Annotated in this window: 12 protein-coding genes; 8 read left to right on the top strand and 4 right to left on the bottom strand. The window is 72.9% G+C overall.

The genetic code is table 11. From position 1 onward, the window contains the following. Positions 1-2: 2 nt before the first annotated feature. Positions 3-989 (bottom strand): MoxR family ATPase, encoded by a 987-nt coding sequence (locus tag AB0C84_RS04735; protein WP_312879373.1) that lies wholly within the window; start codon positions 987-989, stop codon positions 3-5. A 12-nt stretch (positions 990-1,001) separates the two neighbouring features. Next, complete coding sequence (locus AB0C84_RS04730) at positions 1,002-2,897, bottom strand: hypothetical protein (RefSeq protein ID WP_361061141.1); 1,896 nt, start codon at positions 2,895-2,897, stop codon at positions 1,002-1,004. Positions 2,898-3,400: 503 nt separating this feature from the next. Here AB0C84_RS04730 and AB0C84_RS04725 point away from each other — a divergent pair. Then, on the top strand, positions 3,401-3,808 hold the full coding sequence (locus AB0C84_RS04725) for a peptidase inhibitor family I36 protein (protein WP_361061139.1): 408 nt from the start codon (positions 3,401-3,403) through the stop codon (positions 3,806-3,808). 19 nt (positions 3,809-3,827) lie between these two features. Here AB0C84_RS04725 and AB0C84_RS04720 read toward each other — a convergent pair whose 3' ends face one another. Further along, entirely contained in the window at positions 3,828-4,778 is a 951-nt protein-coding gene (locus AB0C84_RS04720) for an AsnC family transcriptional regulator (RefSeq protein ID WP_361061137.1), read from the bottom strand. A gap of 86 nt (positions 4,779-4,864) precedes the next feature. Here AB0C84_RS04720 and AB0C84_RS04715 point away from each other — a divergent pair, with 86 nt between their 5' ends. Further along, a complete protein-coding gene (locus tag AB0C84_RS04715) occupies positions 4,865-5,740 on the top strand; it encodes a VOC family protein (protein WP_361061135.1) in 876 nt (291 codons plus the stop codon). Positions 5,741-5,848: 108 nt separating this feature from the next. Then, complete coding sequence (locus AB0C84_RS04710; RefSeq protein WP_361061133.1) at positions 5,849-6,916, top strand: glycerophosphodiester phosphodiesterase family protein; 1,068 nt, start codon at positions 5,849-5,851, stop codon at positions 6,914-6,916. Here AB0C84_RS04710 and AB0C84_RS04705 read toward each other — a convergent pair. Continuing rightward, positions 6,904-7,392: a DUF2231 domain-containing protein gene (locus tag AB0C84_RS04705; protein WP_361061131.1), complete on the bottom strand. Its 489-nt coding sequence runs from the start codon at positions 7,390-7,392 to the stop codon at positions 6,904-6,906. The genes AB0C84_RS04710 and AB0C84_RS04705 overlap by 13 nt on opposite strands. Before the next feature lie 579 nt (positions 7,393-7,971). On the opposite strand from AB0C84_RS04705, the gene AB0C84_RS04700 reads away from it, so the two are divergent. The 5 genes from AB0C84_RS04700 (at position 7,972) to AB0C84_RS04680 (ending at position 14,685) form a co-directional block, all read left to right on the top strand. Continuing rightward, on the top strand, positions 7,972-8,343 hold the full coding sequence (locus AB0C84_RS04700; protein ID WP_258944491.1) for a DurN family substrate-assisted peptide maturase: 372 nt from the start codon (positions 7,972-7,974) through the stop codon (positions 8,341-8,343). Between the two features lie 24 nt (positions 8,344-8,367). Continuing rightward, complete coding sequence (locus AB0C84_RS04695) at positions 8,368-8,607, top strand: cinnamycin family lantibiotic (protein WP_179845637.1); 240 nt, start codon at positions 8,368-8,370, stop codon at positions 8,605-8,607. 124 nt (positions 8,608-8,731) lie between these two features. Further along, entirely contained in the window at positions 8,732-11,926 is a 3,195-nt protein-coding gene (locus tag AB0C84_RS04690) for a type 2 lanthipeptide synthetase LanM family protein (protein WP_361061129.1), read from the top strand. Positions 11,927-11,941: 15 nt separating this feature from the next. Continuing rightward, positions 11,942-12,850, top strand: a complete 909-nt coding sequence (locus tag AB0C84_RS04685; RefSeq protein WP_258944489.1) for a Nif11-like leader peptide family natural product precursor — start codon at positions 11,942-11,944, stop codon at positions 12,848-12,850. Continuing rightward, on the top strand, positions 12,847-14,685 hold the full coding sequence (locus tag AB0C84_RS04680; protein ID WP_361061126.1) for an ATP-binding cassette domain-containing protein: 1,839 nt from the start codon (positions 12,847-12,849) through the stop codon (positions 14,683-14,685). The genes AB0C84_RS04685 and AB0C84_RS04680 overlap by 4 nt, the downstream gene beginning before the upstream one ends. The last annotated feature ends 27 nt before the right edge of the window (positions 14,686-14,712 follow it).

The following is a 14,712-nucleotide window of genomic DNA, read 5'->3' as shown; positions in this document are numbered from 1 at the left end:
GTCTAGCCGTTCCCCTGCGGTGCCGGGACGGGGACTTCGGCCAGGACGCCGTCCAGCAGCTCGGCGGTCTCCGCCGAGCCCGCGGCGCCCGAGAGCGGCACCAGCCGGTGGGCCCACACCGGCCGCGCCAGGGCCTTGACGTCGTCCGGGGTGACGTACCCGCGCCCGTCGGCGAGCGCGTAGATCCGCGCCGTCCGGCACAGCGCGATGGAGCCCCGGAGGGAGACGCCGGCCCGCAGCCGCGGATCCCGCCGCGTGCGCTGCGCCAGCCGCAGGACGTACTGGTTCACGGACTCGGCGACCGCGACCCGCTCGGCGGCCGCGCCGAGCCGCGCCATCTCCTCGCCGATCAGCACCGGGGCCAGGTCCTCGGGTTCGGTCAGGGACGAGCCGCGCAGCAGCGACAGCTCCGCCTCCTCGCCCGGGTAGCCCAGCGACAGCCGCATCAGGAAGCGGTCGAGCTGCGCCTCGGGCAGCGGGAACGTTCCCTCCAGGTCGATGGGGTTCTGCGTGGCCACCACCAGGAACGGGCGCGGCACCGGGTGCGCCTTCCCGTCCACGGTGATCCGCCCTTCCTGCATCACTTCCAGCAGCGCCGACTGCGTCTTCGGCGAGGTCCGGTTGATCTCGTCCACGATGACGACGTTGGCGAACACCGGGCCCGGGTGGAACTCGAACTCGCGGCTGCGCTCATTGAAGATCGTCACACCGGTGACGTCGGAGGGCAGCAGGTCGGGAGTGCACTGCACGCGGCCGATCTTCCCGCCGGTCACCGCCGCCAGAGCGCGTGCCAGGGTCGTCTTGCCCATGCCGGGCAGGTCCTCCAGCAGGACGTGCCCGCCCGCGGCGAACGCGGTGAGGATCAGCCGCACCGTGGCGGGATCGCAGCGTGCCGCCGCCTGGATGCCGGCGGCCATCCGCTCGAAGGCGGCGGCGGCCAGCAGCGCCTCCTCGTCGGGCAGCGCCGGCATCGCGGTCGTGGTGCTCACTCGTAACCCTTCTTAGCCGCAGTTGCCCCAGCCGGACGAGGCGCTGGCGCCGGAGGCGCCGCCCGAGTACCGGACGCAGTCGCCCGGCGCCAGGACGAAGACCGGTCCGGCGTAGTACTTGAACGTGCCGTTGTCGGAGGCGACCTTGCCGCCCTTCTGGCTCTGGAGGCGGATCCAGGCGTTGGTCCCCTTGCCGATGTCCGTGGTCTTCATCGTGACCGCGCAGTTCTTCTTGGTGGACGCGCTGTAGAGCTGGTAGATCCGTCCGCCCGGGAACGACGACGACCGCTGGACCTGGTAGTTGCCGCCCGCGGTCGCGTTGCAGACCTGCGCCGGCGTGTACGGGTTGCGGGTCTGGGTTGGCTTGGGCTTCGGCTTGGTCGGGGTGGGCTTGGGCTTGGTGGGGGTCGGGGTCGGCTTGGGCGTGGTCGGCTTGGGCGTGGTCGGCCTGGGCGTGGTCGGCCTGGGTGTGGTCGGCCTGCTCGTGGGCGACGTGGTCCGGGTCGGGGTCGTGGTCCTGGGAGGCGACTGCGTCGTGGGCGCCGTCGTGGGCGTCCGTGAGGGCGTCCGGGGCGACGGGGTGCGCGGGCCGGGCGTCGCCGGGGGCCGGGGCGCTTCCGTGCGGCCGGGCGGGGGCGCTTCGGGCGTGGTGGGCACGGGCGCCTCGGGACGCTCGGGAGGAATGATCGGGTCGAACGGGTCCGGGAAGACCGGATCGGCCGGCGGCGCCGGGATCAGGGGCGGGCTGCTCGCCTCGCCGCCGGGCTTGCCCGGGCGTTCTCCGCCCCGCCCCGGCCCGCCCGGGAACTTGCCGACCTTGCGGGCCACACCGTCGCCGCCGACGACCAGGGCGTCCGTGCTGCCCGGCGAGTTGACGAACAGGTTGCCCTCGCGGACCTGGAGCTCCATGTCGCCGCGCCCGGCCGGCATGGACAGCATGCCGGTCTGCCGCCCCGCCGGCTCGAAGACCCGGACCTGGCCGGTCTCCCGCACGGGCAGGTACACCTTGCCGGCGAACGGCACGGCGGGCTCCTGGACGGGGTCGGTCAGCGGGAACGACCGGACCGGGCCGCCCTTGCGCACGTCGCCGAGCGTGACCACCGAGCCGGCGCCGGGCACGGTGACCGCGGCGAGCGCGCCGTGGGTGCGCTCCGGCACCATCGCGCCGGCGAGCGGCACCGGCGCGGTGACCCGGCGGGTGCCGTCGCCCGTCGCGACCACCAGGTCCCGCCCGCCTCGGTCGACCACGAGGGCGCCCTGGTCCAGCACGGTCATCGTCAGATCGTGGTCGGGCGGCGCGGCCTCGGCCGTGCGGACGACGGAGGCTCCCTGGGGGGAGACCTTCAGGGCGATGACGGTGCCCTGCCGGGGCACGGCCACCCACAGCAGGCCGGCGTCGTCGAACTCGCCGCCGACCAGCGGGCCGGGAAGCTGCAGGACCGGGCCCACGGGACGCAGCGTGGCCGGGTCCAGCGCGCGCACGGCCCCGGTGGTGCGCTCGACCAGCGCGGCTCCGTCGGAGCCCATCGCCAGGTGCGGATCGCCGCGGGTGCCGATGTCCAGGCGTCCCGAGAAGCCCAGGCCGTTGAGGTCGAGCGACGACACGCGGCCGGTGTCCAGGTCGTGGATGAGCAGGAACCTGTCGTTCTGGGTGACCTGCACCCGGTGGCCGCGGGAGTCGGTCACCGCGCGGCGCTGGTCCACCTTGCCGCTGTCGGGGTTGACCCGGTCGACCTCTCCCGCCGACCGGCTCCACAGCCAGGCGCTGCCGTCGGCGGCCGCGACGGCGAGGCCGACCCGGCCCCCGCCCATCAGCGTGGCCAGCAGCAGGACGGTGGCCAGGACGGCCGCGGCCCACCAGCCGCTTCGCGCGCGAATCATCTCGGCGCCCTTCTTCCCCGGCTTCACGACCGCTCCTTCGTCCCGTGGGCTTCGCGGTGCGGGCCAGGCCCGCGCATGTCGACGGCCATCGGCGCAGGCCTTCTCCACGGCACAGAGGTTCTCGCCGGACCGGCCGGGGGGCGGCCGGGTGTCGACGGCGTCGCCGACGCCATGGAACTGGGCACTGCATCGCCTCCGCCGCATCGGAGATCGGATCGCGGATCCATCCGCGGTGCGTCCGCGCTGGCCTGCGCCGCGTCCGACCGCGCTAAAGATCACCGTCCGGAGTCCGGGCGATCTTACAACCGCCGGAACCGTCGCACCATGGCAAGGTCCGCCGAGGAACCCCCGCGCAGCGCCCCGGAGGCCGGAGCCGGGACGCGCGCCGGAACGTCGCGCGGAGGAGAGGGAGGCGTTTCCGCTGCTGGAAGCCCATGCGCGGGCCGGTTACACTGCCAACTGACTACAGAGAGTAGTCAGTTGGATACAAAAAGAACACGGGAGGCAGATCGCAGATGCCGTCGATCCGAATGACCCCAGCCGTCCTGGTCCTGGCCGCGGGGGCCGCGCTCGTCCAGGCCCCGTCCGCCGCCTCGGCGAGCACGCCGAGCGCCCCGGCCGCCCCGGTGGCCCTTCGCTCCTGGACCGACTGCCCGCAAGGCCGGATGTGCATCTGGCGCCTCCCCAACGCCCGCGGCTCGCGCGGCTCCTACGCCAAGGTCGCGCGCGACCTCAGCGAACTCGGCGGCGGCCTCAACGACCACGCCATGTCCTTCTGGAACCGCACCGGCAAGACCTGGTGCATGTACTCCGAGGCCCGTTTCAAGGGCGACACCCGCAAGTACCCCCGCGAGCCGCTCGTGGGCGCCAAGGGCAACACGGGCCAGTTCGGCTACACGGTCAGCTCGCTGCGCCCCGCCTTCCTCGGCCGCTGCTGACCCCGCCGGTCCCGGCGGGTCAGGTGGGCGGGGCGACGCGCTTGGCGTACGAGGTGATCGGGGCGGTCTCCACCCGCTCGACGCCGTCCAGCGATCCGAGCCGGTCGCTGAGGTAGGTGTAGAGGGCGTCCTCGTCCCGGCAGACGGCGATCACCAGGAGATTGTGCGGCCCGGTGACGGCCCCGACGAAGGCCGCCTGGGGGTCGGCGGCCAGGGCCCGGGCGGTGGAGACGAGCCGGGACGGAGCGACGGCCAGCCAGATCAGGCACTGGGCCGGGAAGCCCAGCAGTACGGGATCGACCTCGACGTCGAAGCGGAGCGCGCCGGAGCGGCGCAGTTCCCCCAGGCGCCGCCGGACCGCCGACTCCGACCAGCCGACGCGGCCGGCCAGCCTCGGATAGGCGGCCCGGCCGTCGGCGGCAAGGACGGGGAGCAGCCGGCGGTCGAGATCGTTCAGGGCGATCGGGGTCGCGGCGCCGCCGGGCGCCGGCCGGAGCGCGGCGACCTGCTCGCCGGTGAGCGCCGACGTCCGGCCGGGCCAGCGGTGCTCCATCAGGTGGCGCAGCAGCCGGTGCGCCTCCACGCCGAGGATGCGCGGGTGGCGGGCCAGCCCCGCCAGCGGGGCGGCGCGCCCGGCGGGAGCGCGGACGATGAAGACGATCTCGGTGCCGCTCGACAGCACGGTCACCCAGGCGGTGTCGGGGCGCCGCGCCAGCTCCCGGGCCAGATCGGCGGCGGCGGGGGGCGGCACGCGGAGCCGGACGAGCCACTCGGCGTGGCCGGAGCCGCGGCTGTCGAGGACGGCCGTGACCCGGGCGGCGCCGGTGGCGCGCAAACGCGCGAAGCGGCGGGCGGCCGTGCGGTCGGAGACGCCGAGGACCTCGGCGATCCTGCTGAACGGGGCGCGCCCGTCGAGATGGAGCGCATGCAGCAGCCGCAGGTCGAGCTCCCCGAGCGTGGCCGAATCCACCAGAAGATCGTACGTCGGTGTCGGATCGCGGCGTCCGGAGCGCTCTTCGGTGACGCGGCGCCGACGGGTGCCGCAGCATCGGCGCCATGACCCACGGCATCCATGGTCTCCACCACACCGGCATCGTCGTCCGCGATCTCGACAGGCTGGAGCGCACCTACATCTCGCTCGGCTTCACGCTGAGCCCCCGTTCCCGCCACCTGCTGAACGAGCGGCCCGGGGAGCCGCCCGTCCCCGGCTGCACGGCCAACCGGTGCGCCCTGTTCGGCGGGGCCTACATCGAACTGCTGGGCATCGTGGACGAGTCCGCGCCCGACCCCTGGCACACCAAGGCGATGGTCGACCGGCACGAGGGGTTCCGGCTGCTGAACTTCGACACCGATGACGCCGAGACCGCGGACCGGCGGCTGACCCGTGCCGGCCTGCGCACCTCCGGCGTCCTGGACCTGGAACGCGACGTCGACACCGAGGACGGGACGCGCACCATGCGCGCCCGCGCCGTGCACCTCGACCCGCGCTCGACGCCCGAGGGATACGTCGGAATCGCCCAGCACCTCACCCGCGAGTACGTGCACCAGCCGCGCTACCTGCGCCACCCGAACGGCGCACGGGCCCTGGAGGCGGTGCTGATCGTGGTCGGCGACGCCGACTTCGACGCGGTCGTGTCCCGGTACGCCGGCATTGTGCAGGCCTCGCCGGATCGGCGGGGCCACCTCACGGTGGTGGAGCTGAAGGAGGGCCGCCTCGAGTTCGTCCGCGCCTCGGACGCGGAGCGGGCACTGCCAGGCGAGCCCGTACCGGCCGCGTCCTACCCGGCCGCCATGACCATCGCGGTCGACGACGTCGCCGCCGCGCGCACGCTCGTCGAGAACGGCGGAACCCCCACCCGCACGGTCGACGGCGGATTCTTCGTCTCCGCCCGCGACGCCGGGGGCGCCGGCCTGCCCCTCACCGCCCGGTGATCCGGCTCGTGGCCTCCGGGTGTTCATGACGCCATCACGCCACGTCAACCACGGGTGCCGGGCCCCGGTCTAGCGTCGCGGGAGTTGATCGAAACGACGGAGGTCTCGATGTCCGTGCGCCTTGTCCTGACGGGTCTGGCTCTCGCGTCCACGGTCGCCGCGCCGGTGTCCGCCCGCGCGGCGACCGCCGGCGGTCCCGGCGTCCCGCCCCAGAAGACCCACTTCGACCTCCAGGCCCACCGCGGCGGCATCGGCATGACGACCGAGGAGTCGCTGGAAGGCTTCGGCAAGGCGATGCGCCTGGGCGTCAGCACCCTGGAGCTGGACACGCACGTCACCAAGGACGCGAAGGTCGTCGTCAACCACGACCGGCAGATCAGCGCCCAGAAATGCCGCGACACCGCGCCGGCCACGCCCGGCGACCCGATGTACCCCTACGTCGGCAAGTACATCAAGGACCTGACCCTGGCCCAGATCAAGACCATGGACTGCGGGTACCGGCAACTGCCCGGCTTCCCCGAGCAGGAGGTCGTCCGCGGTTTCCGGATGGTCGAGCTCAGGGACGTGCTGGACCTGGTCAAGCGCTACCGCGCCAAGCAGGTCAAGCTCAACATCGAGACCAAGGTCGAGGCGGGCGCGCCGGAGCAGACCGCGCCGCGCGAGGTGTTCGTCCGCCGGGTCTTCGAGGAGATCCGCGCGTCGGGGATCGAACGGCAGGTCACCGTCCAGTCCTTCGACTGGGGCGCGCTGGAGCGGATGCACCGGCTCGCGCCGGGGTGGCCGCTGGTCGCGCTGACGAACTACGACTTCCTCCAGGTCGACCGGCCCGGCGCCTCCCCCTGGCTGGGCGGCCTCGACGTCGACGACTACGGAGGCGACTTCGTGAGGGCGGCCGCCGCCGTCCCGGGCGTCACCGCCCTGTCGCCCAACTACGGCTTTCCGCAGAGCGGCAAGGTCGGCGACCCCGGTTTCCACTTCTACCCGGACCGGTCGATGGTGTCGCGGGCGCACGCCCGGGGCCTGAAGGTCGTCCCCTGGACGTGCGACGACCCCGCCACCGTCGAGGCCCTCATGGACATGGGCGTCGACGGCGTCATCACCAACCACCCCGACCGCGTCCGCCAGATCATGGCCGACCGCGGCATGCGGCTGCCCAAGGCGTATCAGCCGCGCTGACCGGTGCCCGCATCGCTCCAGACCGCCTTGGCGCCGCTGTGCCCGATCCGGACCACCTGGACGCCGGTGACGGCAGACGCGCCCACCGTGAGGACCATGGCCACCGGCATCACCACTCTGGTCCAACTCGGCGGCCCATCCGTCTTCCGCCGGACGTAGAAGTCGACGGCGACGATGATTGCGAGGACCACCCAGAGCGCGGCCATCAGGGGAAGCAGGGTGTCTCCCAGTTCCGCGTGCTCCTCCACCAGGGAAGACCGGCTGACTTGTTCTTCCAGATGTTCGCCGCTTTCGGTGGCCAGAGGAATCGTTATGAGGGCGATGGTGGCCACGCCGAGAACCCATGGGGCCAGCAGCCGCCGCGCCCTGGGCCAAACGGCCACCACCAGGGCGGCCAACACGGTCAGCGGCACCAGAAAGACCACAAGATGGACGATGAGCGGGTGGACGGGCAGGCCCCAGAGGGTGTCCGGCATGGTCGGCCTTTCTGAAGACTGTCGATCGGGCGACCGTATCCGAGGGCCTTCGATCTCAACTACCTTCCCCAAGGCTTTCAGAAGGTTTTCATAGGGACCGTTCCCGCCCCTTTCCCGAAGCCCGGGATATCGCTTGGGACGAACCGGCATTCACCCTTGAAAGCAAAGGTGGGCCGCCGGATCGCGAGCGACTTCGCCGGGCGTACGGCTCGCGCGGCGCACGACGCCCGCCGGTGGCGCTGACCGGGGCCCGTGTCGCCGCACGACGTCCCGGCGGGCGCGGGAACCGGGATGCGGAAGGGTGCCCGAGGGGTACTGAAACCTGACCTTGGGGGCCAGGCGAGGTACTCACAAAGCGGGCGAGAAGGATCCAATCGGCCATCGAATTGCTTCGTTGTTCCGATATCGACGGGTCGGTACGGCCGGCTTTCTCGCCATTGACCAGCCCGGCACCCCTTGTTATGGTCACTCTGCGTATAGAGACGCACACGCAGAGTTTCATCCGATGTCCGTCCGCGGGCCGTCGAATCGCCTCGAAGAATGGCGCGCCGGCGGCCGAGAACGCAAGGAGGGTGAGCCGTGAGGTCTGGCCCGAAGCCGCCCAGCGACCTGACGAAGCACAAGGGCATCGAGACCGTCCGCCAGATCCAGTTCCTGATGGTCCTGTGCTCGGTGCTGCCGCCGGACGGGAAGGCGCGCGAGATGCTCAGGCTCGCGCTCGACGTCCGGAACGAGGAGTTCCCGGACGGGGTCGAGCCGATTCGCGACCTCCACCCGCAGGCCACCAAGACCTGGCTCGAGTTCTTCTGGACTCGGGTCGGCATTTCCCCCGAGGAAAGGGAGTTGATCGACTGGCAGAACGACAAGCCGAGCATGGACATCGCCGTCGAGGAGCTTCAGGAGGCCGAGCGCCGGCTCGGCATCGGACTGGCGCCTCGAACGGTCGAGTGAACAGCAACGAACCAGGAGGAAGAAATGTCACCCAGCACCATTCTGCGGCACGCCGCCGCTGACGCCGACATCCGCACGGAGCTGCTCGCCGGAGCGGGACGGTTCGGCGTCGCCGCCGCCGCCGTCCCCGCCGCCGTCGCGCAGCCGGACACCGCCTCGCTGGGCTACTGGACCGAGGGCGTCGCCGCCGTCGACGCCTACGCGTGCGCGTCCACGTGCAGCTCGGGGCCGTTCACCTTCGCGTGCGACGGAAGCACCAAGTAACGCCTCCGCGTTAGCGGCCGGCCCTCGCGCCGGGCGCGCGGAGACCGATGGGCCGAAGCCATCGGCCCATCACCCCCGTCCTTCCCCTAGGCGAGACCGTCCCACAGGCGAGGAGCCCGCCCGAGTGAAGCCGACCTTCCCCGTGGACCTCGCGGCCCGGGCCGCGAACCTGTCCGAGCGGATCCAGATCGTGTCCGCCCTCGGTCCGCCGTCCGGCGCGGACCCGCTGGAGGCCTTCGACGCCTGGAGGATCGACCGGCTGGCCGGCAGGCTGGCCGCCAAGTTCGGCGCGGAGACCAGCCCGCGGCCGGAGCGCCACACGGAAGAGTCGCTGCGCGAGATCCTGCGGGCCTATCGCGCGCACGAGCTCGGCCTCACCGACCCCGAAGGCCGGCTGGGCCGGATGCTGACCGACCTCCACCGGGGCTGGCTGCCGGTCTACCGGGCGACGCTGGACGGGTTCGACCCCGGCGACGAGGCGTTCGCCGCGGCGGACTGGCGCGCGGACGACGTCTACCACGGCCGGCTCGCCACCGCCTGCGAGCCCTTTCTGGTGGAGCTCGGCCGCCGGCTGACCGGGGAGATCGGCGCCGGCGCGGCCGCGGTGCGCGTCGACCCCCGGCTGGTGGCCGACTTCCAGGCCTACCTGCTCGACCGGTTCGAGCTGGCGCTGGCCTGGGCGGTGGAGACCGACGCGAAGGTGCACTGCCGGCTGCACGGCATCGACCCGGCGAGCGCCACCCGCGACGACTACCTCGCCTACCTCGACAAGACGTTCGCCGACGCCGCCGCCTACCACCGCTTCTACCTGGAGTTCCCCCTGCTGGGCCGCTGGCTCGCCCAGACGACCGGGCAGCTCGCCGAGCACGGCGCCCAGATGATCGGCAGGATCCGCGACGGCGCCGCCGAACTGTCCGGGGCGCTCTTCGGGCGGCCCATCGTGGCCGTGCGCACCGCGCGGCTCGGCCGCTCCGACCACCACGCCGGGGGCCGCAGCGTCGCGATCGTCGAGGTCGAGCTCGCGGACGGCGCGCACGAGTCCGTGGTCTACAAGCCCCGCGGCCTGGAGGGCGAGGCCGGGTTCCAGGGGCTGCTGGCGCGGCTGCGCGACGACGGCGTCCTCGGCTTCGCCGGACGGGCCGTGCTGCCGAAGGACGGCTACGGCTTCGAGGCGCTGATCCCGCCGGGACGCAACCGGGTCGCCACCCGCGAGGACGCCGAGCGCGTCTACGCCGAACTCGGCGGCTACCTGGCGATCTTCTACGTGCTGGGCGGCGGCGACCTGCACTTCGAGAACGTCCTCGTCGCCGACGGCCACGCCTACATCTGCGACTGCGAGACCGTGCTCGGGGCCCTGCCCAAGGGGTGGCCGCGCCCGTCCGGGACGCTGATGGACTCGGTCTTCAGGACCGGCCTGATCGAGTGGCCGAGGAGCGGCGCGGCGCCCGAGGGCGAGATGCGGATCAGCGGGTACACCGGCGGCGGCGGTTACGAGATGCCGATGCCGGTGCCGCAGGTCGACCGCCTGCAGTCCTTCGCGTCGTCCGTCAGCTACCGCGAAGGGGTGCGCGTCGACCCGGGAGCCTCCAACCGGATCTTCATCGGCGAGGAGCTGACGCACGCGGAGGAGTTCGTCGACGCGATCGGGTCCGGTTTCGACCGGGTCTACGAGTGGTTCCGGAAGCGGCCCGACGAGGCGATCGCCTGCGTCCGCGACCTGTTCGCCGGCGCGGGCGTGCGCTTCGTCAACTGGAGCACCCAGGTCTACTCGCAGCTCCTCGCGGCCGCCCTGCACCCCCGGTGCCTGCTGGAGCCGCTGGAGGCCGACCTGCTGATCGAGACGGTCCGCACCTTCCCCCGCAAGTGGGACCAGGACGCGGCCCTGCCCGACTGGGAGGTCGCGTCGATGTGGCGCCGGGACGTCCCGCTGTTCAGCGTCGAGGCGGGCGGCACCGGGCTCGTCCACGACCACGCGTCCGCGGTCGGGGCGGATCTGGAGACGAGCCCGCTCGACCACGCCGCGTCCCGGATCAGGGGCCTGTCCGCGCGCAACCGCGCCCAGCAGCGCCAGTACATCGCCGCCGGGCTGTCCGGCGGCGACGTCACGAGCGCCGACTTCGCCGAGACGTGCGTCGAGCGGGCGGCCGCCCTCGGGGAGCAGCTCTGCGCGATGCTCCGCGAACCGGACGCGCCCGCCCCCTGGACGTCCTTCGTGATCACCCCCGACGGGCGGGACGAGGTCGACATCGAGGGCGACCTCTACAACGGTTCGGGCGGCATCGCCCTGTTCCTGGCCTACCTCGACGCCCTCGACCCGCGTCCCGAGTTCCGCGCGGCGGCGCGGCGGGCGCTCGACCACGCCGTCGCCACCTGGGAGCGGCAGCGCATCGGGGCCTTCACCGGGCTCGGCGGCATGGTCTACGTCCTCACGCACCTGTACCGCCTGTGGGGCGAGCGCGCCCTGCTCGACCACGCCCTGGAACTGAGCGACGAGCTGGCCGGACGCGTCGACGGGGACCGCCACCTGGACGTCTTCCACGGCGCGGCCGGCCTCATCCCGGTGCTGATCGGCCTGGCCGGCGTCGCGGACGGGCGGGGCCTGGAGCAGGCGCACCGCTGCGCCGCGCATCTGCTGCGCCGCGCGGAGGCCGACGGCGACGCCCTGTCCTGGCCCGGCTCCGACCTCGGCGCCGCCGGGGCGAACCTGACCGGGCTGTCCCACGGCGCCGGCGGCGTCGGATGGGCGCTGATCACGCTGGGCCGTCTCACCGACCGGGCCGACTACGTCTCGGCGGGGCGGCGGGCCTTCGCCTACGAGTCCCTCCACTTCGACCAGAGCGCGCAGGACTGGTACGACCTGCGCGAGTTCCCCGGCGGGATGCTCTGGGAGGGACGCCACTACGCCAATGCCTGGTGCAACGGCGCGGCGGGCATCGGGCTGAGCCGCATCCAGAGCTGGGCGGCGCTCGGCAAGGACGACGACGCGGTGCTGACCGAGGCGAGGAGCGCGCTCACGGCGACGATGCGCAACTTCCCGCGCCTGATGAACGACTCCCTGTGCCACGGCCGGTCCGGCAACGCCGAGCTGTTCCTGCGGTTCGCGCTTCTGGCGGACGAGCCCGCGTTCCGTCTGGAGGCCAACGTCCAGGTGCAGGCGCAGTGGCGCAACCTGGAGGACGCCCCGCCCGCGTCCGCCACGGGGTTCTTCCCTGGGCTGATGCTCGGCATGTCCGGGTTCGGCATGCACTTCCTGCGGCTGGCCCATCCGGAGCGGGTCCCCTCGGCGCTCCTCCTGGACCCTCCGCCCGCGTCGATCTGAGGAGTGATCTCACCCATGTCCGTCGAATCCTGCACGGCCTTCCTGCGGTTCGCCCTCCGCGACACAGGGATCAGGCAGCAGATGAAGGCCATGACCGCGGTCGCGGAAATGGTCCGCCTCGGCCAGACGCACGGCTACCTGTTCGACGCCCGCGACCTCGCGGCGGCGTCGTCGTCGCCGGACTTCTCCGAGGCCGCGCCCAAGACGGCGTCTGGAGCGACGGCGTCCGGCCCGGAGTCCGCGGCGCCCGCCGCGGCCGAACCGACCGCGTTCTACCACTACGAGTACGCCATGGAAGACCTGCCCGGGTTCGACGCCGTCCTCGCCGAACTGCCGGCGCTGAAGATCAAACCGTCCACGGTCGACCTCGCCGAGTTCGACGAGGAGTTCCGCGCGGACGACCTGCGCTCCACGTCGCTTGCCCCGGACGGCGCCGAGTACCAGCGGTGGCGCGCGGCGCTGGACACCTCGCGCCGGCGCGACTTCCACCTCGTCAACCTGGACTCCCACACCGGGCACGAAGACTACGAGGCCTACTACGCGGCCAAGATCAGGCTGGTCGGCGCGCTGGAGAAGGTCTTCGGCGGCGACGTCCGGCTGTCCGGCAACCTGTGGTACCCGCCGTCCAGCTACCGGCTGTGGCACACCAACGAGGACCAGCCGGGCTGGCGCATGTACCTGATCGACTTCGACGGGGAGTTCCCCGACGCCGAGCACACCTCGTTCTTCCGGTACCAGCACCCGGAGACCGGCGAACTGGTCACCCTGCGGGAACGTCCCCGGCTGGCGCGGTTCTTCAAGGTGGAGCAGGACCCGGACCGGCTGTTCTGGCACTGCATCGTCAACCCGACGCCGCGGCACCGGTGGAGCTTCGGCTGCCACGTCCCCGACACCTGGCTCGACGCCATCGCGGGCCGCTCGTGACGGCCCGTCCCGCCACCGCCGCGCCCGGCGCCGCCGCGCCCGCCGCGGCGACGCCCGCGATCAGGGCGGTCGGGCTGCGCAAGCGGTACCCCGGCGTCGAGGCGGTGGCCGGGCTCGACCTGACGATCCCGCCCGGTGAGAGCTTCGGGTTCCTCGGGCCGAACGGGGCGGGCAAGACGACCACGATCGCGATGCTGTGCACGCTGGCGCTGCCCACGTCCGGCCGGATCGAGATCGCCGGCCACGACACGCGCACCGACGCCGCCGCGGCGCGCCGCCGCATCGGGCTGATCTTCCAGGAGTCCACCCTGGACGTCCAGCTGACCGCGGCCGAGAACCTGAGGTTCCACGCCGACCTGTACAACGTCCCGCCCGGCCAGGTGGAGGCGCGCATCGGGGAGACGCTCGCGCTGGTGGGGCTGACCGCCTGCCGCGACCACGTCGTGCACACCTTCTCCGGCGGCATGCGCCGCCGCCTGGAGATCGCCCGCGCGCTGCTGCACCGCCCGCAGATCCTCTTCCTGGACGAGCCGACGATCGGGCTGGACCCGAATGCCCGCGCCCAGGTCTGGCGCCACCTGCGGCACGTGTGCGAGACCGAGTCCGTCACCCTCTTCCTCACCACCCACCACCTCGAAGAGGCCGAGCAGTGCGACCGCATCGCGATCATCGACGCGGGCCGGATCGTCGCGCAGGGCAGCCCCGCCGAGCTGAAGTCGGTGCTCGGCGCCGACCGGGTGGAGCTGCGCACCGGCGACGACGCGGCCGCGGCGCCGCTGATCGCCGAGCGCTTCGGCCTGGACGTGACCCGCGACGGCCGCGGGCTGCGCTTCCAGGTCCCCGACGGGGCGCGGGTGCTGCCGCTCCTGCTCACCGAGCTCGGCGTCCCCGTGTACGAGGCACGGGTCACCCCGCCCAGCCTGGACGACGTCTTCCTGCACCACACCGGGCACCGGATCCGCGACGAGGCCGCACCGGAACCGTCCGCCGCCCCGGTGCGGGTGCCGTCGGCGTCCGAGCCGGGCCGGGGCGGTTTCCGGGCGGAGCTGCGCGCCATGGGGATGGTGTGGCGGCGCGAGATGCTGCACTTCCGGCGCGACCGCGTCGGGGCCGCCATCTCCCTGGTGCAGCCGCTGATCTTCCTGTTCGTCCTCGGCATCGGCCTGTCGAACCTGATGCCCGGCCCGAACGGCGACGCCTACCAGCTCTTCCTCTTCTCGGGCGCGCTGGTGACGGCCGCGCAGGGGCCCGCGCTCGCCACCGGCACCTCGATCATGTGGGACCGGCAGGGCGGCTTCCTGCGCGAGATGCTCGCCGGCCCCGTCAGCCGCGCGTCCCTGCTGATCGGCAAGTGCCTGGGCGGCACCACTGTGGCCAGCTGCCAGGCCGCGGTCCTCCTCGCCACCGCCGCCCCGGTCGGCGTCCCGCTCGACGGCGTCCTGATCGCCCTCCTGCTGGGCGAACTGGTGCTGGTCTCGCTGGGCATGACCGTCCTGAGCGTCCTGCTGTCGACCGTCCTGCGCCGGCCGCAGACCTTCGGCACCGTGCTGACCGTGATCATGGCGCCGATGGTGTTCCTGTCCGGGGCGTTCTTCCCGCTGAGCGCGATGCCCGCCTGGATGAAGGGCCTGGCGCTGGCGAACCCGCTCACCTACGCCGTCGACGTGATGCGCCGCACCATCGCGGCCTACCTGCCCGACGCCCCGCACCACCTGTTCCGACCGCTGGCCCTGGGCTCCTGGAACCCGCCGCTCCCCCTCGAATGCGCCCTGATGGCCGCCCTGACGATCGCGGCCCTGCTCTGCGCCGCCCGCCGCTTCACCCGCCTCCCCTGACGCCCTCTTCGAAGTTCCACCGGGGCC

The sequence above is a fragment of the Actinomadura sp. NPDC048955 genome, assembly GCF_040649435.1.
GTDB classification, from domain to species: Bacteria; Actinomycetota; Actinomycetes; order Streptosporangiales; family Streptosporangiaceae; genus Spirillospora; species Spirillospora luteofluorescens.
This window is presented reverse-complemented; position numbering and strand designations above follow the sequence as displayed.